At 54.2% G+C, this 23,900-nt stretch carries 20 protein-coding genes; 13 read left to right on the top strand and 7 right to left on the bottom strand.

The annotated features are described in order from the left end of the window. Positions 1-15 precede the first annotated feature (15 nt). From sfsA to M3G15_RS06490, 4 genes are all read left to right on the top strand, one after another. Entirely contained in the window at positions 16-702 is a 687-nt protein-coding gene (gene sfsA, locus M3G15_RS06505; RefSeq protein WP_260070421.1) for a DNA/RNA nuclease SfsA, read from the top strand. 91 nt (positions 703-793) lie between these two features. Continuing rightward, a complete protein-coding gene (locus tag M3G15_RS06500; RefSeq protein WP_260070420.1) occupies positions 794-1,651 on the top strand; it encodes a carbon-nitrogen hydrolase family protein in 858 nt (285 codons plus the stop codon). A gap of 39 nt (positions 1,652-1,690) precedes the next feature. Beyond that, on the top strand, positions 1,691-2,371 hold the full coding sequence (locus M3G15_RS06495; RefSeq protein WP_009223434.1) for a GNAT family N-acetyltransferase: 681 nt from the start codon (positions 1,691-1,693) through the stop codon (positions 2,369-2,371). A 16-nt stretch (positions 2,372-2,387) separates the two neighbouring features. Continuing rightward, on the top strand, positions 2,388-3,059 hold the full coding sequence (locus M3G15_RS06490) for a GNAT family N-acetyltransferase (protein ID WP_009223435.1): 672 nt from the start codon (positions 2,388-2,390) through the stop codon (positions 3,057-3,059). Between the two features lie 107 nt (positions 3,060-3,166). On the opposite strand, the gene M3G15_RS06485 is transcribed toward M3G15_RS06490, so the two are convergent. From M3G15_RS06485 to M3G15_RS06475, 3 genes are all read right to left on the bottom strand, one after another. Next, entirely contained in the window at positions 3,167-7,153 is a 3,987-nt protein-coding gene (locus tag M3G15_RS06485) for a carbohydrate-binding protein (RefSeq protein WP_260070419.1), read from the bottom strand. Between the two features lie 301 nt (positions 7,154-7,454). Further along, complete coding sequence (gene nspC, locus M3G15_RS06480) at positions 7,455-8,582, bottom strand: carboxynorspermidine decarboxylase (protein WP_260070418.1); 1,128 nt, start codon at positions 8,580-8,582, stop codon at positions 7,455-7,457. Position 8,583: 1 nt separating this feature from the next. Then, positions 8,584-9,837: a saccharopine dehydrogenase family protein gene (locus M3G15_RS06475; protein ID WP_260070417.1), complete on the bottom strand. Its 1,254-nt coding sequence runs from the start codon at positions 9,835-9,837 to the stop codon at positions 8,584-8,586. Positions 9,838-10,828: 991 nt separating this feature from the next. Here M3G15_RS06475 and M3G15_RS06470 point away from each other — a divergent pair. Continuing rightward, complete coding sequence (locus M3G15_RS06470) at positions 10,829-11,068, top strand: heavy-metal-associated domain-containing protein (protein ID WP_260070416.1); 240 nt, start codon at positions 10,829-10,831, stop codon at positions 11,066-11,068. Then, positions 11,052-12,998 carry a heavy metal translocating P-type ATPase gene (locus M3G15_RS06465; RefSeq protein WP_260070415.1) on the top strand — a complete coding sequence of 649 codons (1,947 nt, stop codon included), beginning with the start codon at positions 11,052-11,054 and terminating at the stop codon, positions 12,996-12,998. Before M3G15_RS06470 ends, M3G15_RS06465 begins: the two co-directional genes overlap by 17 nt. On the opposite strand, the gene M3G15_RS06460 is transcribed toward M3G15_RS06465, so the two are convergent. Then, positions 12,946-13,182 carry a hypothetical protein gene (locus M3G15_RS06460; RefSeq protein ID WP_260070414.1) on the bottom strand — a complete coding sequence of 79 codons (237 nt, stop codon included), beginning with the start codon at positions 13,180-13,182 and terminating at the stop codon, positions 12,946-12,948. The two genes, M3G15_RS06465 and M3G15_RS06460, sit on opposite strands and share 53 nt — an antisense overlap. A 188-nt stretch (positions 13,183-13,370) precedes the next feature. Beyond that, the gene (locus tag M3G15_RS06455; RefSeq protein WP_050769687.1) at positions 13,371-14,000 is read right to left on the bottom strand and encodes a TetR/AcrR family transcriptional regulator; all 630 of its coding nucleotides are present in this window, start codon (positions 13,998-14,000) and stop codon (positions 13,371-13,373) included. Positions 14,001-14,417: 417 nt separating this feature from the next. On the opposite strand from M3G15_RS06455, the gene M3G15_RS06450 reads away from it, so the two are divergent. The 3 genes from M3G15_RS06450 (at position 14,418) to M3G15_RS06440 (ending at position 17,220) form a co-directional block, all read left to right on the top strand. After that, positions 14,418-15,338, top strand: a complete 921-nt coding sequence (locus M3G15_RS06450; RefSeq protein WP_260070413.1) for a PadR family transcriptional regulator — start codon at positions 14,418-14,420, stop codon at positions 15,336-15,338. Between the two features lie 97 nt (positions 15,339-15,435). Continuing rightward, positions 15,436-16,386 carry an SMI1/KNR4 family protein gene (locus tag M3G15_RS06445; RefSeq protein ID WP_260070412.1) on the top strand — a complete coding sequence of 317 codons (951 nt, stop codon included), beginning with the start codon at positions 15,436-15,438 and terminating at the stop codon, positions 16,384-16,386. A 342-nt stretch (positions 16,387-16,728) separates the two neighbouring features. Next, entirely contained in the window at positions 16,729-17,220 is a 492-nt protein-coding gene (locus M3G15_RS06440) for a pyridoxamine 5'-phosphate oxidase family protein (RefSeq protein WP_009223445.1), read from the top strand. A gap of 92 nt (positions 17,221-17,312) precedes the next feature. Here the strand turns inward: M3G15_RS06440 and M3G15_RS06435 are convergent, their stop codons facing one another. Continuing rightward, the gene (locus M3G15_RS06435; RefSeq protein WP_260070411.1) at positions 17,313-19,547 is read right to left on the bottom strand and encodes a bifunctional 2',3'-cyclic-nucleotide 2'-phosphodiesterase/3'-nucleotidase; all 2,235 of its coding nucleotides are present in this window, start codon (positions 19,545-19,547) and stop codon (positions 17,313-17,315) included. A 207-nt stretch (positions 19,548-19,754) separates the two neighbouring features. Between M3G15_RS06435 and M3G15_RS06430 the strand changes: the two genes are divergently transcribed. Continuing rightward, positions 19,755-19,937 (top strand): hypothetical protein, encoded by a 183-nt coding sequence (locus M3G15_RS06430; RefSeq protein ID WP_260070410.1) that lies wholly within the window; start codon positions 19,755-19,757, stop codon positions 19,935-19,937. 32 nt (positions 19,938-19,969) lie between these two features. Here M3G15_RS06430 and M3G15_RS06425 read toward each other — a convergent pair whose 3' ends face one another. Beyond that, positions 19,970-21,418 (bottom strand): MDR family MFS transporter, encoded by a 1,449-nt coding sequence (locus M3G15_RS06425; RefSeq protein WP_260070449.1) that lies wholly within the window; start codon positions 21,416-21,418, stop codon positions 19,970-19,972. Between the two features lie 227 nt (positions 21,419-21,645). Between M3G15_RS06425 and M3G15_RS06420 the strand changes: the two genes are divergently transcribed. From M3G15_RS06420 to M3G15_RS06410, 3 genes are all read left to right on the top strand, one after another. Beyond that, positions 21,646-22,215: a TetR/AcrR family transcriptional regulator gene (locus tag M3G15_RS06420; RefSeq protein WP_009223450.1), complete on the top strand. Its 570-nt coding sequence runs from the start codon at positions 21,646-21,648 to the stop codon at positions 22,213-22,215. A gap of 62 nt (positions 22,216-22,277) precedes the next feature. After that, a complete protein-coding gene (locus tag M3G15_RS06415; RefSeq protein ID WP_260070409.1) occupies positions 22,278-23,099 on the top strand; it encodes a sugar phosphate isomerase/epimerase family protein in 822 nt (273 codons plus the stop codon). Next, a complete protein-coding gene (locus M3G15_RS06410) occupies positions 23,096-23,890 on the top strand; it encodes an AAC(3) family N-acetyltransferase (protein ID WP_260070408.1) in 795 nt (264 codons plus the stop codon). Before M3G15_RS06415 ends, M3G15_RS06410 begins: the two co-directional genes overlap by 4 nt. Positions 23,891-23,900: the final 10 nt, after the last annotated feature.

Here is a 23,900-nt window from a genome sequence, read left to right as displayed (position 1 = left end):
GGGAAGTGAAGAAAGATGAAGTATGGGAACATCGTACACGGACAGCTCCAGCGGCGGGTGAACCGGTTTATCGCCGAGGTTGTGGTGGACGGTGCCTTGGAACAGGTGCATGTGAAAAATACCGGTCGGCTGAAGGAGCTCCTGCTAACGGATACAGAGGTTCTGCTGGAGGTTTCTGATCGGCCTGAGCGGAAGACGAAATATTCCTTGATTGCGGCTGCCAAGGACGGAGGCTGGGTGAACGTCGATTCGCAAGCGCCAAATCCGGTAGCGTTCGAGGCACTGAAGGCAGGGCGGATCGCGGAGATCGGGCTGGTCAGTTGCGTGAAGCGGGAAGTCACCTACGGCGATTCCCGGTTTGATCTCTACTACGAAAAAGACGAGGAACGAGGGTTCATCGAGGTCAAAGGCGTCACGCTCCAGCAGGAATGTATCGCTATGTTCCCAGATGCCCCAACGGCGCGGGGAACCAAACATGTGTTGGAGTTGGCTAAGGCCGTTCAGGAAGGATACACCGGGACGGTGCTTTTTGTGGTGCAAATGCAGGGATGCCGCGAATTTACGCCTTACCGGGACATGGATCCGGCCTTTGCGGACGCCTTGGAAGAGGCCTCCCGGCAAGGGGTGCGGATTTTGGCTTATGAATCCGTCGTGACGGAACAAGAGATCGTGTTGGGAGGCGGTCTCCCGGTTCATCTATGAGATGGGCTCACGGCAGGGCGACGGAATTGCATTCTTAATGACTTTATGATGAAATTTACGAAGACGGAACAAGAAAAGGAAGGGGAGCCCCATGAAATTAAGAGTATCCGCTGTCCAATATCATCTGCATACGATTGGCAGCTTTGACGAGTTCGCCCGTCAGGCCGAACACTATATCAAAACCGCGGAGGAGTTCAGCTCGGATTTCGTGCTGTTCCCCGAGTTTTTTACCACGCAGCTGATGTCGATCGGCTCGCCGGACGGCAGAGCGTTGACCATCCAGGAGCTGCCGGATTTTACAGAGCAATACCGCACTCTGTTTAGCGGATTGGCTCGGCAGACCGGAATGCATATCATCGGCGGCACGCATGTGCTGCGCAAAGGCGACCGGTTGTACAACGTGGCGCATCTGTTTTATCGAGATGGGCGAATCGCGGAGCAAGCCAAGCTGCACATTACGCCTACCGAAGTGACGGAATGGAACATGACGCCGGGCGACGGCCTGGAAGTGTTTGAAACCGACAAGGGCAAAATCGCCATGTTGACTTGTTATGACATCGAGTTTCCGGAGATCGTCCGGATGGCCAAAGCGAAAGGCGCGGACGTCATTTTCTGTCCATCCTGCACGGACGACCGCCATGGCTTCCATCGAGTTCGTTACTGCTGCCATGCGAGAGCGGTCGAGAACCAGGTGTACATCGTCACCACGGGGACGGTCGGATCGCTGCCGACGGTGGACTTCATGCGGGGCAACTTCGGGCAGGCGGCGGTCATCACGCCAAACGACGTACCGTTTCCGCCGCGCGGCATTTTGGTGGAAGGCGAGATCAATGACGATATGATCGTTACCGCCGATCTGGATTTGGAGCTGCTCTATCAGGTTCGGGAGAAAGGCTCCGTCACCACCTGGCGAGATCGTCGGACCGATCTGTACACCGACTGGAACTAAACCAAGCAGAACGCAGGCTGCCCATGGAGGAGAGACGCGATGTATCGTAAAGAATGGTACGTGTTTAATGATCAGGGTCGGCCGGTGCCGGCCGTGATTCGGAACTACGAAGAGAAGGATTTTCCGGGGTTGATCCGCATTCAGCAGGAGAGCTTCCCGCCTCCTTTTCCTTCGGAATTATGGTGGAACGAGGAACAGCTAAGCAACCATGTGCGGTTGTTCCCGGAAGGCGCGTTATGCGTCGAAGTCAACGGGGAGCTGGCAGGCTCCATGACCGGGCTTAAGGTCGATTTCGACCCCGGCAAGCCGGAGCATTCTTGGGCGGACATCACCGATAACGGGTACATCCGCAACCACCGCCCCGATGGGAACACGCTGTACGTCGTGGATATCAGCGTCCGGCCGTCCTACCGGCAATGGGGCCTAGGCAAATGGCTGATGTTGTCCATGTATGAGCTGGTGGTGCACCAAGGCCTCCAGCGTTTGCTGGGCGGCGGCAGAATGCCGGGCTACCATAAGTACGCGGCGGAAATGACGGCAGAGCAATATCTGAACGCCGTTGTGAGAGGTGAGCTGAAGGATCCGGTGATCACCTTCCTGCTGCGCTGCGGCCGTACGCCGGTCACGGTCGTGCGTGATTATCTGGAAGATGAGGAATCGCGGAATTACGCCGCATTGATGGAATGGAGAAATCCGTTTCTCCAGCGCAATTTTGAATAGGAGGCGTTATAAGGTTATGGAATATATCCGAATCACGAATATTCAGGATCCTTTGTTCAAATCGATGCATCAGCTGATGCAAAACGTATTCCCGCCGGAGGAAGTGCTGGAATTTGATCTATGGAAAGAGCCGCTGGAAGACCCCGGCATTCGCGTCTTCGTCGCGGTGCACGAAGGTCAGGTTGTTGGGGCGACGGAGTACCGTTATTATGAGGACTTCAACGTGGCGATGACCGACTTCACGATTATCGGCCAAGCCGGGCTTGGCATTGGTCGGTTCCTGGCGGATCGCCGGCTGCGCGATTTGCACGCTTTGGCGGAGGCGAACGGGAAGAAGCTGCGCGGGATGTTCGCGGAAATCTACAATCCTTACCGGGTGGAGCATCACGAATTCGGCGGCGTGAAGCCGATGGATCCATACGTACGCCGCGAAGTGTTGTCCCACCTCGGGTACATGCGCCTGGACTTTCCGTACGTGCATCCGTCCTGGAACAATGACGGAGAAGCGGTCAGCGGGCTGGATCTTTGCTTCCTGCCGATGGACGGCAACGATGACAGCCTGGAAACGGCGCTGATCGTGCAATTCCTGGAGCGGTATTACACGGTGCTGCCGAACAAGCCGCAAGCGTGGTACGACATGGTGGAAGGCCTGAAAGCGCAGGATCGCATGAAGCTGCTGCCGATTTAAGTCAGGAATCTCTCTCCTGATCGACTTTTTCATAATTATCCCGTTCCTTCAGCACAGAGGCGGCACCCGTCATTGGACAGGTACCGCCTTTGTGTGCTTTTTTGGGATCACCAGTTATTGCCCGAAACCCGAATCACATTGAAATTCGGCGTCTGGTTCTCGCCATAGATGGCCGTGATTCCCGGATTGTTGACCCTAACATTGGTGAAGCGGGCTTCGCCAACAACAGGTCCTTGGCCTTGTTCCGCTCTCACGACCAGCTTAATCCCGTAGCGGGTTGGGTTGTTGATCGTGATGTTTTCTAGCCGTACGTTCTGCATCGGCAGATTCTCCGGCGATTTGGATTGGAACATCAAGCCGAAGTACACCGGATTATTGATGTCCACGTTCTTCACCAGGATATTCTTGAAGTCCCGGTCTCCGCCGAAGAACCAGATCGCCCCGAAGTTCTGATAATCGTTAATCTTGTCGTCCGCTCCGACGCTGGTCCAGAAATCACCGCCGGTACGGTCCAGCGTGACGCCGTCGATGACGGTATCTTGGTCTCCGAAGCCCAGCGTATTATAGCCGAAGCTTAAGCTGCTGATGGTGACGCCGGGGTAAGTGAGCGTATCCGCGCCATACAGGTTCTGGAACAGGTTGTTCTGGCCGCCGTAGACGGCGAAGGCGGCAGCCCGGCGTACGTTGACGGCGGTGAGGTTCGTGTACTTGTTCCCCACATTGTACGAGCCGCCGGCGTCAATTGCGCTAAACAAGGCAAATGCGTCGTCGCCCGTGCCGCGGGCATAGTTGTTGTCGATCACGTTGTAGGAAGAGCCGTTGGTCATGTTGATGCCGTCGGCGAACATATTTTTAATCCGGTTATTCTTGAAGGTATTGTAGGAAGAGTTCACGCCCCAATACAGGCAAACGAAATGCTCGGCCCAAATGTTCTCAATGCTGACGTTCTGCATGCCGTTCCCGTCAATGAACTTGCCTGGACCGTCCTGACGGTAGACGTAGTTCCCCCAGGCGGACAAGTCCTTGATGGTGGATCCGTTTGCGGTGGAGCTGATGTTAAACCCAACGTCGGTGTTCGTTTGATTTTGCGGTGCAACCAGCTTGGTGTGCCAAGGACCGGCTCCAATGATTTCCGTTGCCCGGCCGTACAGGAAAATCTTCGACGAAATCGTCCACTCCCCAGCCGGAATGAAAATCCCTTTCTTGGACGGATCCTGGCGGAACTCGTTCAGCGCTTGTTCAATCGATTTCGTCGTCGAAACTTCAACATATTTGCTAGGATCCGGATTTGAGGCTGGCGGCGCTACGTTCTCCGTCTCGATCATATCTACGTAAATCCAGGGAACGTCCCCAGCATCCTTCTGGATTCGGATTTTCGTGCCAGCCGGATAGACTTGGTCGAGCAAGAGCTGGGAGTCTTCGTACAGCCAGTAAGCCTTAGAGCCGGAGTTATTGTACCCTAGTTCTCCAAGCGTGGAAGGTGTGGCGTACACGTAAGAGAATTTGGAGGTCACGGTAAAATTGCCTTTATCCACGCCGTTCACATAGATACTGATCGTACCGTTGGTATTCTCAGCTACGGCATTCCGGAGCACAAACGCATTGGCCGGCTGAGTCAGCGTAAACTCCACGTACTCGCCTGTGGCATCCAGATAAACGGCCGAACGTCCGGAGGCTTCACCGGCAAAATCACCCGGCGTAAAGTTCGGCGCCAGCCGCGTTCCATTGGTGCTGTTCGAAGGAGCTTCGGCCTCCAGCACGGTAAATGGCATGTTAGCCCCTCGACCGGAATATAAGCTGACAGTGCTGCTGTTGTTGTTCCGCTTCACTGCGACCTCGTTGGCATCGTCAGCTACCGTTGTCGTTACCGTGTAGCTGCCGTCCACTGCAGTCCACGTTCCCATCGTCACACTGACGGATGCTCCCGGAGCAAGCGTCCCGCTATAGGAACCGTTTAGCGTTCGTACGGTTGTCCCCGAGCTGTTCTTCAGTTCTAAGGTGATCGGGTGCGCTCCGCCGGCGGAAGCGATCGTGCCTTGGTTTTTCAGGTTCACGGTAAAGGTGACGGTATTGCCTGCGCTCGGATTCGAAGGCGTCCAAGCCGCGGTTGCGATCAGGTCGGAGCTTTGTACCTGGTTGATCGTGAGCGGCGTGGGATGCGTGTAGGTGTTGTTCGCTTCATCGGTTTCAAAAACCGCGTTGTCCTCATCCACCTTGGCGATCACGGCGTAAGAACCAGCGTCTTTTGCATCAATTGTGGTGGAGACGTTCGCCGTTGCACCAGGGGCAAGCGCACTAACGGGAGCCGTACCAACAAGGGTGCTTCCTAAGTAGAAGTTCACATTCGTAGCGCCGGATGCCACGGTCCCCGCATTACGGACCACCGCGTTGAGTGTAACGGCTTGGGTCTCATCCGGAGAGGCCGGCGACCAGGAGAGATTGGTTACGGTCAGATCCGGATTGGGTGCAGGTGTTCCAAAGATCTGGAACTCCGCCACTTGCCCGCCGGGGGCCCCGGAATTGGCCGTAAACCGCAGCTGCACTTGGCTTACCGTGGCGCTGACGGGGATGGTGACCGTGTTCTGTGTAGTAGGATTAAACGTATAGGAAGCGGCTGAGACCAGGTTCGTAAAGGTTGTGGAATTTTGATCATGGCCCAGCACTTGGATGGTTTGGGTACGTGTTGCCCATTCGCTGGAAGGGTTCAGCTTCAGGACAATCGACGTAATGTTGGCATTGGCACCCAGATCTACAGTGAGCGTACTCGGATGGCCGTTGCCCTCCCAATAGGTCGAGACGTCGTTATCGTTGGCATTGGCGGCAACAAAAATATACGTTGAGGAGGACGCGGTAATCGTCTTGCCGATGGCGAGATTGGTTCCGGCTTCTCCTCCGGAGCCGTTCCGCGTCACGGTATTGCTTGGCGGCGAAACGTTACCGGCCGCATCCTTGGCGACGACATAGTAAGAGACGGTAACATTCGCCGGCTGCGAGTCTGTATAAGTCAGCGTCGATCCGTTGACGCTGTCGCGAAGCTGACCGTTGGCGTAGATGTCGTACCCGGTTACGCCTACGTTATCCGTTGCGGCGTTCCAAGTCAGCTTGATCGAGCCGGAGGTCGGTTGAGTGAAGGCCAGGTTGGTCGGAGCCGTCGGCGGCTGCGTATCTGCGGAGCTTCCCTGGGTAAATTGGATCCAGTTCATATTAAAATCATAACCGCTGGCATAGACGCGAAGAGTTTGCGTTCCGGCATTTAACGTCACGGTGGCCGTCACGGTCTGCCAATTTTGCCACCCTCCGGTGTTGGGCACCGTCGTTGTAGCCAGCGTCGTTCCACCGGACTTCAGCTGGATTTCGCCTGTACTTGCATTGCTCGCAACCCGGTACTCGACGGTATAGGTGCCCGCACTAACGACGTTGACGTTATAGTCCAGCCAATCTCCGACATGAATCCAGCCGACGTTCAGGCCGCCGCCCGTATCCGTGGTAGGTTCGGTCTGAATGCCGTTCATCGCGGAGTAATTTTCCGCCTCAATCTTGCCCGGAATCACGGAAGGCGCGGCTGGTGCAGCGCCGTACACCTCCACTTCGGAGAGTTGACCCGCCGGCCAGACGGTATTGGCCGTAATGTGAATCCGCACGTACCGAACGCTGGCTGCTGTAAAGTTGATCGTCACCGTATTGGCCGAAGCCGGGTCAAAGGTATAGCTGGCGGAAGCCTTCAGATCGGTGAAGCTCGACCCGTTGGTGCTGCCTTGCACGGATAAAGTTTGTGTCCGGCTTTCCCAACTGGAAGGCAGCTTCAAAACGACCTGATCAATTTGAACCGTGCTGCCGAGATCGATTTGCACCCACCCGGGAAAAGCTTGATTCGTGCTTTCCCAATACGTATTGGCATCGCCATCTGTGACGTTGGAGGCGGGATACACATCGGCGTGCCCGGATTCTGTCGTGGGTTTGCCCGCAGCCAGGTTCGCCCCTCCTGCCGCTTGAACCGGTGCGGACCACCCCATTGAAGTAAAGAAGGTTGTGGCGAACATAGCGACGATACATATCCATGCGATGATGCGTCTTTGGCTTTTCACGTCATTCATTCTCCTTTCAGATTCAAGATTTCTCCCTTTCTTACATCTGGCAGAGTTGTCGTGGTGAGCCCCGCGGCACGGTTTACGAATTCTGTTCAATATACCAATGTAAGCGATATCACAAAAAGGCGCATTCCCCCTCTTCCCAAGGATCGGTATAAGTACTGCACTTCCATCGTAAGGAGGATTCGTTTCCAAATAAAGGTGTATTTCTATGGAAATGGTGTGCAGGATTATGGTTTTGGACAAAAAAAGAGACCACCCGTCAGTCCACTGACCGGGCAGTCCCCGATTAAGCGATCGAGGCGCCTTACGCCAACCGCATTTTGAAATCTTCATAACCAAACTCATGCAAAATTTCGCAGTCGCCGTCCTTGTGCTGCAACACGAGTGCCGGCAACGGCATGCCGTTGAAGGTGGTGTTCTTCACCATCGAATAGATGGCCATGTCGCCGAACACCAGACGGTCGCCGGGCTTCAGCGGCTCATCAAACGAGTAGTCGCCGATATTGTCCCCGGATAGGCAGGTTGGTCCGCCCAGCCGGTACGTGTACGGCTTCTCGCCAGGTTCGCCCGATCCAAACAGCGGCGGACGGTACGGCATCTCGAGCACGTCTGGCATATGGCAGGAGGCCGAGGCATCAACGATGGCGATATCCAGGCCGTTTTTCATCGTATCCAGCACTGTTGTGATCAGGTAACCGGCGTTCAGCGCCACCGCTTCGCCCGGTTCCAGATACACTTCTAAGCCGTATTTGTCCTGCATCCGCCGAATGCACGCTTCCAGCAGCGGAATATCGTAGTCCTCGCGCGTGATATGATGGCCGCCGCCGAAATTGATCCATTCCATTTGCGACAGCCATGGACCAAACTTCTCTTCCACCGCATCCAGCGTCGTGGCCAAATCGTCCGAATTCTGCTGGCACAAGGTATGAAAATGAAAGCCAGAAATGCCATCCAACAGCTCCGGACGGAAATGCTCAATCGTCACGCCAAACCGCGAGCCATACGCGCAAGGGTTATAGATATCGTGGCCCACTTGGGTTGAACATTCCGGATTGATGCGCAGACCGACTTTTTTGCCAGCCGCCAGCACCCGATCGCGATATTTCTCCACTTGGGAGAACGAGTTGAAGATCACATGATCGCACAGCTCGATGATTTCGTCGATTTGATCCTCTCGGTAGGCCGGGGCAAAGACGTGATTCTCCTTGCCCATCGCCTCGTGGCCAAGCCGAGCTTCATACAAGCCGCTGGCCGCCGTGCCGCTCAAATATTTGCCGATCAGCGGGTAGGTCGTGTACATCGAAAATGCTTTTTGCGCCAAAATAATTTTGGCCCCCGTCCGCTCCATAATCCCGGCCAGGATCTTCAGGTTTTGCTCCAAAAGTTTCTCATCGACCACGTAACAAGGTGTTGGCAGTTCCTCGAAGCGCATATTATCTAACGTACTCCGTTTCTTTACGCTCTTCGGCCACTTCCTCATCCGGATAGGCATCAACCGGTACCGGATTGAAGCTTTCTTTCCAAGGCAGGCCCCACTTGTTCAGCGCATCCATGAATGGATCTGGATCGAACTCTTCGATGTTGTAAACGCCCGGTTTGTTCCAAGTGCCGTTGATGATCATCATTGCGCCGATCATGGCCGGAACGCCCGTCGTGTAAGCTACGGCTTGGGAGCCAACTTCTTTGTAGCATTCTTCGTGGTCGCAGACATTGTACAGGTAGTACATTTTATCTTTGCCGTCTTTTTTCCCTTTGAAAATGCAGCCGATGTTCGTTTTGCCCTTCGTGCGCGGTCCCAGCGAAGATGGATCCGGCAGGACGGCTTTCAGGAACTGCAGCGGCACAATTTGCTTGCCTTCGAATTCGATCGGCTCGATGGAAGTCATGCCGACGTTTTCGAGGCATTTCAGGTGGGTCAGGTAGCTTTGACCAAACGTCATGAAGAAGCGGATCCGTTTGATGCCCGGAATGTTGAGGGCCAAGGACTCGATTTCCTCATGGTGCAGCAGGTACATATCTTTCTCCCCGATTTCCGGGAAGTTGTAGACGCGTTTGATTTCCATCGGCTCAGTTTCGACCCATTGGCCGTTCTCCCAGTAGCTGCCCTTCGCGGACACTTCACGGATGTTAATCTCCGGGTTGAAGTTCGTCGCAAACGGATAGCCGTGGTCGCCGGCGTTGCAGTCGAGGATGTCGATGTACTCGATTTCGTCAAAATGATGTTTCAGAGCATAAGCGGAAAATACACCGGTTACACCAGGGTCAAAGCCGCTGCCCAGCAGTGCGGTGATGCCGGCTTTCTCAAAGCGTTCGCGGTATTCCCATTGCCATTTGTATTCAAATTTCGCGGTATCTTCCGGCTCATAGTTGGCGGTATCCAGATAGTGCGTCTTGGTCGCCAAGCAGGCTTCCATGATCGTCAAATCTTGATACGGCAGAGCCAGGTTCATCACGATGTCCGGTTTAACTTCGTTGATCAGCGCGATCAGCTCTTCGACGTTGTTAGCGTCCACTTGAGCTGTCGTGATTTTCGTTTTGCCGCCGTCCAGCTTCGCTTTCAGCGCATCGCATTTCGACTTGGTGCGGCTGGCGATGCAGATTTCTTCAAATACCTCGCTGTTTTGCACGCATTTGTGGATCGCTACGGAAGCCACGCCGCCGCAGCCGATGATTAATGCTTTTCCCATTTGTCCATCTCCTACCTTCTTTAAAATTTGACAAGTGCTGTGAAACGTAAAAAAAGCAAGTGATTGAACGCATAACCCGCGCATCACTTGCTTCTGATATAGTCAATATTAAGAAAAGCTCCATCACAACGAACGAACGCCCGTCTTCATCGCCGCACGAAATGGCTTCGTACGAACGCACGCACTGGAATTCTTAATATTCAATATATCATGTTTGATCAGAGTCTATTTAGCAAATAATTCGCCTTTACCACTCTTATTGACCGTTTCACAAGTTGATGTGCATTATGCACTGGTTGTAAAGTAACCAACTTATAAAATTTGAGCTTTTAACTCAATCAATAAGGCAACTAAGTTGCCAATCGGCATTTGACCCGGCTGTCCGTATGGCCTTAACTTCCCAGAGAGAAGTGGTCAAAAATTATCTGCTTGGAAAGACTCGCGATATATTGAATACAACCTTTCCAAAAATCATGCTCCTTAATATTAGCAGGAACTGATTCGGAGGGCAATAGCTAATTTTAAATATTTTTTTGGTAAGGGAGGAACTTGTTTACGCTAACGCTTACCACGAAGCTTATTTGGCGAAAAACAGGGGGGCTGGCGTTCTAACGCTTGTCAGCGTGCTTATGGACGGAAAATACGCCGCGGAACACGGAAAATGGACCCAATAGAGTGCTAGGCAAGCGTTACATTTGGAAACAGCCTATTTTGGCGCAAATAGCGTTTGTCACAAGCGTTACACTTACTTGAGAGGCGGAATCCCAATCCATCCGTCGCAATAGGAGGCATCTCGAAAAAATCCGTTGCGAGTGATGGCATCCCGATCAATGATCGCGAGGTCTAGCATCCCGGATCAATCCGTCGCGGCTGGTCGGCTGGCGCGGGGTCTTCTGGTCTCTAGGTCGTCCTCAAATTGACGCGAATCAAGGAATGCCCCTGGTTCCCGAGTTACGATGAAGCCATCGATAACCGAAAGGGGATATGTCCAATGATTACCGTCAAATGGAAAGTAGAAGAGTTAACCTGCCCAAGCTGCATCAAGAAAATCGAAAGCGCGCTGTCGAAACAGCCGGGGGTACAGGAAGTCAAAGTGTTGTTCCACTCCAGCCAGGTAAAGGCCCGGTTCGATGAGAACCTGGTGCAGGAGGAGCTGCTTCAGAGCATGCTGGCCAAGCTTGGGTATCCAGTGCTGGCGGGAGGAGGGCGTGGCGATGGCCAAGCCTCGTAAAGTGGCGGCATTGTTGGCGTCGGGGCTTCTGCTGGCCCTGGCCGGGTTGTTCCACCTCCTGGGATGGGAGGTGGCCCGAAGCGCCGCGCTGCTGCTGGCCTCGGCGATATCCGGTTGGTCGATCGCAGTGAGAGCTGTTCGTTCGCTTCTCATACGCGTCTTCAGCATCGAGCTATTGGTGACGATCGCGATGATTGGTGCGATCATCCTCGGCGAATACGTCGAGGCGGCTGCGGTGGCCTTCTTATTCCGGCTCGGGGCATACCTCGAGGCCATCACGCTGAGCAAGACGCGCTCCGCCTTGAAAGCCCTGATCGATATGGCCCCGGCGGAAGCCATCGTCCTGCGGGACGGCGTTCAGGTCAAGGTGCTCGCGTCCGAAGTGGTGCGCGGGGACCGGGTGCTTCTGTCGTCCGGCAGCAAGATCGCGGTCGACGGCCAGGTCGCTTCCGGCCAAGCCCTCGTTAACGAGGCGGCGATTACCGGCGAACCGGTGCCCGTTGCCAAGCAGGTCCACGACCGCGTGTTTAGCGGAACAACCGTGGATACGGGCTACCTTGAAGTCATCGCCGAGCAGGTTGGGGAGGACACCACCTTTGCCAAAATCATCGAGCTGGTGGAAGAAGCCCAGGAGTCCAAGGCGAAGACGCAAAAGTTTTTGGACAAATTCGCTTCGTATTATACGCCGGGCATGTTGCTGTTGGCGGTTCTGGTGTTCATCGTCTCTCGGAATCCCGAGCTTGCCCTGACGTTTCTGGTGATCGCTTGTCCGGGGGCTCTGGTGATTTCCGTACCGGTGTCAATGGTTGCCGGATTGGGAAACGGCGCCGCAAACGGCTTGTTGATCAAAGGCGGGGAAGTCCTGGAAAACCTCGCCCGGGCGGAGGTGGTTGTGTTCGACAAAACCGGGACTTTAACGGAGGGGAGACCAACCGTGGTTTCGGTACACACCTATGGCGGCGTGCAGGAACGCGAGCTGTTGGAGCTGACGGCTGCATTGGAAGCGGCATCGGAGCATCAGCTTGGACAAGCGATTGTGAACGCAGCGAAGGCTCGGAATGTAGAGCCGGCGGGTCGGCCGAAGCAGGTGGAAGTGCATAAAGGATGCGGGATTCGTGGTGAGGTTCGCGGACGGACGGTTCGGGTCGGGAAGCGGGAATGGTTGGAGCAGCAAGGCGTTGCCATAAGCAAGGATGTGTGGGGCGAGGCAGAACGTCAAGAGAAGCGAGGGTATACGGTTGTGTTCGCCGCTGCTGATGGAATGTTGATTGGCGTTATCGCCATCGCAGACCCGGTTCGAGCCGAAGCGCAGGAAGCGATCCAAGGGCTTAAGCGGAAAGGCGTGAAGCGAGTGGTGATGCTGACCGGCGACAATCGGCATGCCGCTCAGCAGGTTGCGGACCGGCTTGGGATTGACCAGGTGCACGCCGGGCTTCTTCCGGCAGATAAGGTGGCGTTGATCCAGGAATGGCAACGGCAGGGCAGACGTGTGACGATGCTTGGAGACGGCATCAACGACGCGCCGGCTATAGCCGCCGCGGACATCGGGCTGGCGATGGGAGGTGCGGGGACGGACATTGCGATAGAGACTGCGGATGCGGTCATTATGGCTGACCGGCTGGATAAGCTCGTATATGCCCGCCAGCTGGCGAAGCGTACGGTCCGCAATATGAAGCAAAACGTATCGTTTGCCATCGCGGTCGTGGTTCTGTTGCTGGCGGGGGTATTAACGAGGCATATTTATTTAGCCTCGGGGATGTTTATTCATGAGTTCAGCGTGATTTTGGTGATTCTGAACGCCCTTCGTCTGACATGGCGAGGGAGGGGCACCAGGACCAACCGGAACATGCGTCGCAACGTCGATCCTAAGGCGATGATTACAACTGTCTCAACCGCTCCAGGATATCCTCCGGATCGGGGCGTTTCATGAAGTACGGTTCGACATAGGCAGAGCGGATGATGCAGGACTCGTCGATCATAAACGTAGACGGAATCGGCAGAATCCAAAGGTTGGTGGCGTTATATTCCGCCAGATTCAGATTGAACTGATTCAGGAAGATGTTCTGAAAGGTCAGCACAACCGGACCTTGGGACAGCTTGTCGAAGAGGTTCACGGTTTCCCCCAGCGGGTTTAGATTTTTTTTGGATTGTCAACTCCATTTTTTTATTTTGTTGGCGAGCCCCGGCCCGAAAACGCAAAAACCCCGCAACCAAGCGCTTTCCGCCGGTTGCGGGGGGATGAAAACGGCGAATTTCCCTCCTTCTGAGTACCTCATATCGTATTTTCATTTCTGGGTGGTTTCTAGACCAGATGGGAGCGGATATGCTCCAGCATCGCATCGAGCACGGCCTCTAGTGCGCAGATATCTTTGCGAACCTGCGTCATGAGCAGTCCGCCTTGCAGCGCCGTCAGCAGCGCCAGTGCCAGCCGGTCCGGATCGGCGTCAGCGCGCATTTCACCGCGATCCCGCATCGCACGAAGCCCTTGGCTAATCGCCTGCTCCCATTGCAGGAAGCAGGAAGCCAGCGCAGACCGGGCCGCTGGTTCCATATCGGCCAGCTCGCTGGCCAATGAACCGATGGGGCATCCGCCCTGAAACTTCCGGTCAATCTGCGATTGGATCACGGCGTCACGCCAGGCCTGCAGGGCTTCCATGCTGTCCAGATGGCTGAGCAAGGGTTCTTGTGCACCTAACACCTGCTCGGTCTGGTATAGGATGACGGCCAGCACCAGATCCCGCTTCTCCTTAAAATAATGATAAAGCTGCGAAGAGCTGACCTTCGCCTCCTTCTGCACATCCTCCACGCTCGTCCCCGCGACCCCGCGTTCGAACATCAGTTTAGCAGCGGCAGCGATGATGCGGCTGCGCGTTTCTCTCCCTTTTTTCGTAAGCTTTGGTTCCGGATTAGGTGTAGTTATCGTGGTTTTCATAGTCTTAGTATAGCAAAAATGGAGTCCCCCATCCAGAAATGTATGGCGGGGCTACGACATCGAGCCGACGTTTCAGCTACGGACCGTAATGTCCTTATTGCTCAATTTCCCGGCGATTTCCCGTTTTAACGGACCGGAGTGCCTTTATGAGTCGGGTACAGGCAAGAATTTGGCCAAACCAACCTGAATAAGGTCTGTGGAGTCCGTTAAGTATTAGGAGCCAACCTATTTTGCTCCAATAGCGGCTCTCCTGTCCCTTAGCTCATCCGCACCAATTAGTTCTACTAGCCACCGGAGCACCCTTCGTCTTCTTAGCTCACCCAGTTTCTTCTCCCCCTACGCCTTACCCTAGACTATTGCGTTTTAGAAAACATATGTTACTATTAACATACGTTAAACAAAACAGAGGTGAGCAACATGTCGATCAATTACGCGATTTTGGGGATGCTGAGCGCCCGGTCTCTGACCGGTTACGATTTGAAGAAGATCATTCAGGATTCACCGTTTATGCCTTGGTCGGGCAATAACAATCAAATTTACAAGGCGTTAGTTGAGCTGCTGGAGGAGGGCTGGGTGACGAACGAGGTCCAGCATCAAGACAGCGCCCCATCGAAGAAGATCTACACGATCACGGATGCCGGGCGGGAAGAACTGAAGGCCTGGGTACTGTCCCCGCCAGAGCTGCCGGAGTTCAAAAATACCTTCCTCGTGCGCCTCGCCTGGGCGGATTCGTTGGGTGAAGACGAACTGAACGCCCTCCTTACGGGGTATGAGCACGAAATTTATCTGCTGCTCGCCGCAGAGGGGGAGAAGCTGCGCCGGGGTGAGTTTTCCCCGCGTCGCACCCCTCGGGAAGCCTATCTCTGGGATCAAATTCATGGACGGGTTCTGGAGCAATACCGGAGCGAGCTGGACTGGATCCGCCAACTTCGCGAGGATTTGGGGATTCGTTCGAATAAGAAAGGGGAGAAACCTGTGAACTATCAAGTTGTGGAGAAAAATAACCAAACCATCGTGGTCGTCACGTCCGCCGAACCGCCGATCACCACCGGGCAGGACGCGATTCGCCTCATCGAAGCGTGCATCGAGCACAACGCCGGACGGCTCATTGTTTATGCTGAGGCGTTGTCCGAGGATTTTTTCAACTTGAGAACGGGATTGGCCGGAGAGATTCTGCAGAAATTTGTGAACTTCTCGCTTCGGACTGCCCTTGTGGTTGCCGACGGGAGCCTCATTAAAGGCCGGATGAAGGACCTGCTCGCAGAGTCCCATCGGGGGAATACTCTTCGGGTGTTTGCCAGCCAAGCCGAGGCGGAGAATTGGTTAGCAGAAAGTTAAGACGGGCAACATTTCAACTCCGATGGGCTTCGCTGGTGATGCATGTCCCGGGAATGGTATAATTTTCTTATGGACAATGCGCTTGGGAGGCCAATCAATGAGAGAAGAGCTATTGGAACAGCTGCAAACGTGGCATGAAGAGGATGAATACGAAAAGATCGTTCAAGCGGTCATGGACGTGCCGGAGGAAGAAAGAGATTATCAGCTGATCAGCCATTTGGGGCGTGCGCTGAATAATCTGGAACGGTACGAAGAGGCGGTTGAGCAATTCCTGAAGATTGCTGATGAGGGTCAGGATGACCCGTTGTGGCATTATCGGATCGGCTTGGCGTATTACTATTTGGATCGGTATGACGAAGCGCGGATCGCGTTTGAGACGGCAGATCGGTTGGAGCCGGGAGACGAGGATACGTTGGAGTTCTTGAGTTGGATCGAAGAGAAGACAGCTGCAGGCGAGGCTGGGGACGAGGAAGCAACATCGGAGTCGTCTGGGTCTGAAGCGGCGGAAGCTAAGGGTTCGGAGGGCGAGCAAATCGCGGCGGAACCGGTCGTTTTCGAAGGGGATTTTGACGCGGAGGGCTTCTGGGACGATGACAATCCTGCGGCAGAGAAGTACGTCTCGGCGCCACCTACAGATGCGCTGGTCGAGTCTGTGGAGGAGTCACTTGTTTTCCGGTTGCCGGCTTTTTATGTGAACCTGATGAAAGTGCATAATGGTGGAATCCCTCGGAACCGATACTTCCGGACTCAAACCGGCGAGACCATCGAGATTCTGGGAATCATGGGCATCGGACGGGAAAAACCGCACTCCCTGTGCGGGGCAGCCGGAAGCCGTGCCACGATCGAGCGGGAAGGATATCCCGAATTCGGTGTGGTCCTCTGCGATACGCCGTCTGACACCGGGGTCGTGATGCTTGATTATCGGGAATCCACCAACGTTGGCGAGCCGGAGGTGGTTTACGTTGAGAAGGCCAGCAAGAAGGCCACTCCTCTCGCGCCGAACTTCGAGGCGTTCGTACGGGGATTGACGGGCGGAACGCAAGAGTAAAAATGTTATTCGTGTATGTAATCCGGACAGAGGTGTTGTCAGGGGGATTTTTTGGGATGGGCAACTGAGCTAACGGACTCCAGAGACGTTAAATGTCCTTGCAGGGGATGTTCGCAGCTCTAACGGACTCACGGGGCGTTATTAGCCAAAGATGAACTCGAATGATGAGAAAAAGAGCCCAATAAGGTACTTGGAGTCCGTTACAACGGGAAATTCTCGGGAAATGGATAAATAGCGCCAATGAGGTCCGTTAGCTCGGGAGCGTGATTAGCGGTTATTTTTAGAAGTTCTGTTCAATCTAACAACAGGTAAGAAAAAATAACCTAAACGGAGTGAACAGACATGACAGTGACAAATAACCAGACGGCGCACCAAGAAGCGGTGGAGACGGTGCGGAAATTGATCAAGGGCATCGACATCGCGATGCTGACCACGGTGACGAAGGAAGGGCTGGTGGCGCGTCCGATGAAAACCCAGGAAGTCGAATTTGACGGGGATCTGTGGTTCCTCACCAAAGAGGAGACGGATAAATACAGCCAGCTGAAGGATCATCCTCATGTGAACGTGTCGTACGTTGGGGATTCCTACGTATCGGTACGCGGGACGGCGGAGGTGGTCAACGACCGGGAGAAGATTAAGCAGTTTTGGAACGCCGCCTATGCCAAGTTCCTGCATACGACCAGCGACGATCCGAATCTAGTCCTGATCAAAGTGAAGGCCGAAGCGGCGGAATATTGGGAAACCGGCAATCTCGTCAAAGTGATCAAGCGCATGTTCTCCCAGCTGACGGGCAAGGAAACGGAAGCGGAGCTGAACAAGACGGTGAAATTGTAGGTGTGCACACCTATCAAGAAAAGCCGCCTCTCGGCGGGTCGGATGACGACCTACAGGAGGCGGCTTTGGCTTTTGGGTTTAAACCGCTGTTCTTATTTCTTCACCGGAATCAAAATCTTCTGTCCAATCCGGATCAAGTGCGGATTCTTCAGTTTGTTGTACTTGGCCAGTGCTTGCCACGTCGTGCCGTGCTCCAGTGCAATGTGGTACAACGTGTCACCCTTCTTCACGATGTGGACGATGTCCTTCTCAGTTGCAGGAGCAGGTTCAGGCTTCGGCGTAGGGGCCGGTGTTGGTGCAGGTGCAGGTTCCGGTGTCGGTTCTGGCGTTGGCGTTGGTTCCGGAGTCGGGTTCACCGACTCCGCTGCCGAGCTCAGCTTGAACTTGGCATAGCCGTCTTCCGTATTAGTTACATACTCCAGGTTGCCGGCCTTCGCAGCGGCTTCCTTAGCGGCTGGCGAAGTTTCGAACGTCACGTTGGCGTTACCGAACGGAGCGAGCGACCAGTTGCCGTCTGCCGTCGGGTTGATCGTGCCGTTCTCACGGATGTAGTCGATGATGACTTGGCGGTTCTCATCCGGCGAAGCCAGGATGATGCGCTTGCCGTCCGGGTTCGCAAATTTGCTGGACGACGCGCGATAGTTGTTGCTGGCGACAACGAATTTTTGCTCAGGATCAATCGGCTTGCCGTTATAGGACAGATTCACGATCCGGCTGGCTTTTTCATTGACCAAGTTGCCTTTCGCATCGTATTTCGCCGGTTGCGTCACGTCGATTTGATACGTTACGCCGTCGATCACATCATAGTTATACGTAGGGAAATCGTAGTTCACCAATTCTTGCTCTTCCGTTTTGTTCGGATCGATTTGGTTGAACTGTCCGGCGGACCATTCGAGCCATTCCTTAAGCTCGGCGCCGGTTACCAGCACAGCGTTTACTGTGTTGGAGTACAGGTACAGGTCGGCTACGTTCTTAATCGCGATATCCCCGGCAGGAATATCCGTATAGTAGTTCGCGCCTTGACGTCCGCCGGCTTTAAATGGAGCGCCTGCCGACAGTATGGGCAATCCTTCGTATTCCGTGCCTTGCAGATGCTTCTCGACGTACCATTTTTGCGCGTTGGTCACGATTTGGATGGAAGGATCGTCCTGAATCAGGGCGAACCAGCTGTTAATTGGAGCCGTTGTCTTGCCCACCGGGCCGCGGATGTATTCCAGGGTAGCCTCGTGGTCCTCTTTAATCGCGTCCCAGATCGTTGGGTCGGCATCTACCAGCGGCTTCTTATTCTCCGTATCGTAAATCGGCTTCACAGCGACTTTGGAATTCTTCACCGTCCAAGTATCACCGGATTTCTCCAGCGTCAGGTCGATGATTCCCAAGTTGTTGCCCCAATATCCCGGTTCTACGGCAGGAACACCGTTGATCGTCCCTTTGGCCAGGTCGACGCCGGTTTTGCCTTCGAAGGAAGCGTCCGGGAACACCTTATGCGCGTGACCGAACAGGATCGCGTCGATGCCTTCCACCTTGCTCAGGTAGAGGACGGAGTTCTCCATCAGCGGGGTTTGCGGAATGTCCTCGAAGCCGGAGTGCGGTACCGCGATGATGAGGTCTGCGCCTGCTTTTTTCATCTCAGGAACGAATTTCTTTGCAGTTTCTACGATATCCTTCGTGATAACTTTCCCTTCAAGATTCGCCTTGTCCCAAGACAAAATTTGCGGAGGCACGAAGCCGATCACGCCAACCTTCAGCGTGTGCTTCGCTCCGGTGCTGTCGGTCACCTCTTTGTCGAGGATGATGTATGGAGTGAAGGCGTTTTTGTCGTTCGAAGGGTCTTGATCTTGATCATCTAAGTAAATGTTGGCGTTGACGTAAGGAAAATCCGAGCCTGCTACCGCCGTCTTCAGGAAATCCAGACCGTAGTTGAACTCGTGGTTGCCGAAGTTGCCGACATCATAACCAAGCAAATTCATCGCTTTGTAAACCGGATGGGTCTCGCCCTCTTGCAGCTTGTCTACCGTCGCGACATAGTCGCCCAGCGGATTCCCTTGAATCAGGTCACCGTTGTCGATCAGCAAGCTGTTCTTCGCTTCCGCACGCGCTTGCTTGATCAGCGTGGCGGTCTTGGCCAAGCCGTACTCATCGGTAGGCTTATCCGCAAAATAGTCGTAGTTCACGATGTTCACATGGAGGTCGGTCGTCTCCATAATGCGGAGTTCTACGGTTGCTGCATTGCTCGTGTCTGCTGCAGACGCCGTGAATGGCAGGGCTGCCAGGCTGGCCGCAAGCAAGGATGCAAGGATAAATTTAGGACTGCGGGATTTGATCAAGTTCACTCCTCCTTCGAATTTGGGGTACTCCCTGACATGTCGGGTGAATTCATGTGCCGACAAAATCGTTTAAAATTTTCCTTAAATATTTTAATGGATCTGGAAGGACTTGTCATGAGGATTTTCGACCAGAAACGCAGGTCTGGATTTTACAAATTGTGTATATTATGGAGGGCTGATATGATATAGCAAAGGGAGGTGGGGGTCATGGGTGAGCATTCTAATAAAGCGGAACTGGAAATTGAGCAACGGCTAAACGAGCTGGAGAAACGCCTTTATTCTCAAGATAAACGGTGGAAGGTCATCAAAAATATTCTCGTGATCATTGGTTCGGTCTGGTTAGCGCTGGTCCTTATTGGTGTCATTCAATTTATTTCGTCCGGATCCTGAATCAACCTAAAAAAAGGCGACCTTAGGTCGCCTTAAACTTCTTCTACGGACGGTTGTGCAGTTTCTGGCATTCCTCGGGTTCCCTTCAGCTTTGCTTCGCCTCGGCGATTTGGCATGAAGATCGTCACCGCCAGGATCACGATGCTCAGGATTCCCATGCAAAGATAAGCGTCGTTGGTTCCTAGAATGGTCGACATCTCTTTCAGCTGTGCCTTAGACAAGGTTTGACCGGAATGCATCAGCTCGGCGGCATGACTTTTGGTTCGCGTGGTATAAATGGTGACCACCAAGGCTGTTCCGATCGCACCGGCGACCTGACGGACCGTATTCGTTACGGCCGAACCGTGGGCATTTAACTGCTTCGGCAGAGCGTTGAGTCCCGCGGTATTCAGCGGCATCGTTAAGAAGCTCAAGCCGATGCGCAGTACAATCGTACGGAATACCAGGTACGTATACGACGTTGTTTCCGTTAAATGCGTAACGCCCCAAATCGCCGGAATCGTAAACAACAGCCCGATAATCGCAATCGGCTTGACCCCGAATTTATCCAGCAAACGTCCGGAAACCGGCGACAATAACGCATTAATTACAGCCCCTGGCAGCAGCAGCAAGCCGGTGTCCAGCACCGAGAAGCTCCGACTGGTCTGCAAGTAAATCGGCAACAGGATCATATCCGCATACATCACCATTATAATCATAATGCTGATGATCGTGGTGACGGAGTACATCTTTTCCTTAAATACTCGCAAATCCATCAGCGGTGTGGACGAAGTAAACTGCCTCCAGCAGAACATGAACAGGAAAATACCGCCGACAATCAGACACGCCAGCACTTCGGCACTCCCCCAGCCTTTATTTCCTGCATTGCTGAAGCCAAAAAGAAGACCGCCGAACCCCAACGTCGAGTAAATGATGCTGACAAGGTCCAGCTTAGGTTTCGAGGTCTCCGAGACATTCACCATGTATTTCATCGCTAACGGAATGACGATGGTAACCAGCGGCAGCATCCCGATAAAAATCCACCGCCAGGAAAAATGCTCGATCACCAAGCCGGCCAAAGTCGGGCCAATCGCCGGGGCTACGATCATGGCGAGACCGATGAGTCCCATCGCTGCGCCGCGCCCTTCCTTCGGGAAGATCACCATCACGACCATCATCAACAGCGGCATGATAATGCCCGCCCCTGCGGCTTGAATCAACCGCCCCGTTAATAGAAACGGAAAGCTGGGAGCGACGGCGCTAATGAACGTTCCGGCGAGCAGCAAGAGCATGGAGCTAATGAACAACTGCCTGGTCGTGAATCGTTGCATCAGAAAAGCTGTAATCGGCACGAGGATCCCGTTCACCAGCATGAAGCCGGTAATCAGCCATTGCACGGTCGTGGCCGAAATGGCGAATTCCTTCATTAAGTCGGGCAAGGCGACATTCAGGATCGTTTGGTTCAAGATCGATAAGAACGAGCCCAAGAGCAGGACGGGCATCAGGATTTTTTTATTCACATTTGGTGTTGCGGTGTTCACGGTGTTGCTCCTTTCACAAAGGGGAATTCATTGACGGGTAGTCAAGTAATTGATATTCTGTCGATAAAAAATACTACCACGCAACGATTCAAAAGACCATTTACACATTCCGCCGAAGTGTAGACTAATCAACAGTTGACCGGGTCTGTGTTGAATAATTTGCAGATGATCGTCAAAGGAGAAACGAAATGTCGAGCAATAAGGAGCGCAAGGTAGACCCCCGCGTCATTCGGACCAAGCGAATGTTCCGGGAGGCGTTGATCGCATTGCTGCAAGAGAACACCGATCTGCGCAAAGTCACCGTGCAAGGCTTGGCCGATCGGGCGGGGTTAAACCGCGCTACGTTTTACTTGCATTATCGCGATGTGGAGGATTTGCTGGAGCAGCTGACGAAGGAAGTGTTAGACGAGTTGGCCCGGAGAATTCACCCGCTCACCGAGAGCGGCCCGACGAAGGACAACAATCCGCTCGTTTCCTTCCTGGAGGAGATTTACGAGAACGCGGCGTTATTCCAAGTGCTGCTCGAAAATAAAGAGTTCCGCCATCAACTGTTCGAGATCATGATGAACATCGTTTCGACGCGGCGGGAGCGCAGGAAGCCGGCAGATCCCTCCAAGCAAGTTCCGATAGAGGTCATTGCCGCATCGACGCTGGGGATCGTCACCTGGTGGATTGAGGAAGGTACCCCTTATAGTCCGAGCTATCTAGCGAACCAAATCAATCAATTGTATCGAAGAAGCAGTCCATCGAAGGCTTGAGGGTCATGTTGAGCGTGCTCTATCGTTTACCTATGGGATATGAGAAAAAGGAGGAGAGGCAAGTGTCGGCAGGGATTTTGGCGCATTTGTTGGGGAAGCAGCCTTTTCGGGAGCTGGCGGAGAAGGTGGGCGCCTATGAATTTCCTTATGTGCAGTTGGCGTTGTCCAAAGCCATTTCGGACGTGGATTGCTCGCTGGGCAAATTAAGCCCGGGCTTGGCTTCTGAGATCGGCGGCGCGTTTGCGGACCACCGTGTGCGGATCGCCGTGCTGGGCTGTTATGCCAGCCTGATCGACTTGGATGAGGAGAGCTACCGGCACAATGTGGACCGGTTCAAGGAGCATCTGCGCCATGCGCGGCATTTTGGTGCGCCGATCGTGGCGACGGAGGTTGGCAAGCCGGCGGACCCGGAACGATTGCCGGAGTATTGGGTGCGCCTCAACCGCGCATTGGAGGAGCTGGTCGATGAAGCCGAACGCTGGGGCGTCACCATCGGCCTTGAAGCGGCCCAAGGGCACTTGATCGACTCGCCAGAGACGATGGCGCAAACGCTGGAACGCTTCCCCTCCTCCTGTGTGGGCGTCGTTCTCGACCCATGCAATTTGATGAATGCCGCTAACTTCGACCGCCAGGACGAAGTGATCCAGACGGCCTTCGATCTGCTGGGCTCGTGCATCGTCAGCGCCCATGCCAAGGATCTGCGACGCGGCGCAAACGGCGAATTGATAGAAACCGCCGCAGGATTAGGGGAGCTGAACTACCCGCTGTTTTGGAGGCTGCTGGAGCAGCATAAGCCCCTTAGCTTCGTGACACTGGAGGCGGTGACGGAGGAGCAGTGTGCTGAAGCAGCAAGGTTTGTACGAGAGGGGAGAGGCCAAGGATGAGGCATACGAAAGAGAGTTTAATCCGCCAACTGGAGGCCCTAGGGTTGGACAGTGCAGGAACCGTGCTAGTCCATTCCTCCATGAAAAGCCTAGGTGAGGTAGAGGGCGGCGCAGATACAGTTTTGGATGCGTTTTCAGAGTATATGTCGCAGGGGCTGCTGGTGTTCCCCACGCATACTTGGTCATATATCAATAAGGATCGCCCCCGATTTGAGGTGGAGCATTCGCCGGTGTGCGTTGGCATTCTGCCGGAGCTGTTCCGCAAGAGACCCGGCGTCATCCGGTCGTGGCATCCCACCCATTCGGTCGCCGCGTTAGGATGGGACGCTAAGGCGTTTACGGCGGAGGATCATCTGTTTGATACGCCTTGTGCCCGAGGATCCTCGTGGGGGAAGCTGCTCGACCGCAAAGCGACAATTCTGCTCGTTGGGGTCGAATTGAGACGGAATACCTTCATCCATGGGGTCGAGGAGTGGGTGGATATCCCGGGAAGACTCACGGACGATCACGAAATGTTGTACACAATCACGCCGGACGGTGCAGAAATTCCGGTCCCTTCCCGCAGACATTGCGGGTTGCCTTGGTCGGAGCATTTTTGGAAGGTGGAAGAAGTGCTTGAGCATCGAGGTGCCTTGCGCAAGGGGAAATTGGGAGATGCCGTGGTACGGGTCTGCGATGCGGCCGGCGTGGCGGAAGTGATTACGGAAATGTTGAAGGAGGAGCCGGATTTGTTCTCCGATAACGAACCGCTTAAAGATCCGGGACGCTGGATGGGAGGCCGGTCGGAATGAACCGGAAGGA

The organism is Paenibacillus sp. p3-SID1389 (assembly GCF_025151705.1).
GTDB classification, from domain to species: Bacteria; Bacillota; Bacilli; order Paenibacillales; family Paenibacillaceae; genus Fontibacillus; species Fontibacillus phoenicis.
The sequence above is the reverse complement of the archived record's forward strand: the minus strand, read 5'-3'. Positions and strand labels throughout refer to the sequence as shown.

Coding starts and splice junctions, on each gene's coding strand:
- sfsA (WP_260070421.1), top strand. CDS start 16: ATGAAGTATGGGAACATCGTACACGGACAGCTCCAGCGGCGGGTGAAC.
- M3G15_RS06500 (WP_260070420.1), top strand. CDS start 794: ATGAAATTAAGAGTATCCGCTGTCCAATATCATCTGCATACGATTGGC.
- M3G15_RS06495 (WP_009223434.1), top strand. CDS start 1,691: ATGTATCGTAAAGAATGGTACGTGTTTAATGATCAGGGTCGGCCGGTG.
- M3G15_RS06490 (WP_009223435.1), top strand. CDS start 2,388: ATGGAATATATCCGAATCACGAATATTCAGGATCCTTTGTTCAAATCG.
- M3G15_RS06485 (WP_260070419.1), bottom strand. CDS start 7,153: ATGAATGACGTGAAAAGCCAAAGACGCATCATCGCATGGATATGTATC.
- nspC (WP_260070418.1), bottom strand. CDS start 8,582: ATGCGCTTCGAGGAACTGCCAACACCTTGTTACGTGGTCGATGAGAAA.
- M3G15_RS06475 (WP_260070417.1), bottom strand. CDS start 9,837: ATGGGAAAAGCATTAATCATCGGCTGCGGCGGCGTGGCTTCCGTAGCG.
- M3G15_RS06470 (WP_260070416.1), top strand. CDS start 10,829: ATGATTACCGTCAAATGGAAAGTAGAAGAGTTAACCTGCCCAAGCTGC.
- M3G15_RS06465 (WP_260070415.1), top strand. CDS start 11,052: ATGGCCAAGCCTCGTAAAGTGGCGGCATTGTTGGCGTCGGGGCTTCTG.
- M3G15_RS06455 (WP_050769687.1), bottom strand. CDS start 14,000: ATGAAAACCACGATAACTACACCTAATCCGGAACCAAAGCTTACGAAA.
- M3G15_RS06450 (WP_260070413.1), top strand. CDS start 14,418: ATGTCGATCAATTACGCGATTTTGGGGATGCTGAGCGCCCGGTCTCTG.
- M3G15_RS06445 (WP_260070412.1), top strand. CDS start 15,436: ATGAGAGAAGAGCTATTGGAACAGCTGCAAACGTGGCATGAAGAGGAT.
- M3G15_RS06440 (WP_009223445.1), top strand. CDS start 16,729: ATGACAGTGACAAATAACCAGACGGCGCACCAAGAAGCGGTGGAGACG.
- M3G15_RS06430 (WP_260070410.1), top strand. CDS start 19,755: ATGGGTGAGCATTCTAATAAAGCGGAACTGGAAATTGAGCAACGGCTA.
- M3G15_RS06425 (WP_260070449.1), bottom strand. CDS start 21,418: ATGCCCGTCCTGCTCTTGGGCTCGTTCTTATCGATCTTGAACCAAACG.
- M3G15_RS06420 (WP_009223450.1), top strand. CDS start 21,646: ATGTCGAGCAATAAGGAGCGCAAGGTAGACCCCCGCGTCATTCGGACC.
- M3G15_RS06410 (WP_260070408.1), top strand. CDS start 23,096: ATGAGGCATACGAAAGAGAGTTTAATCCGCCAACTGGAGGCCCTAGGG.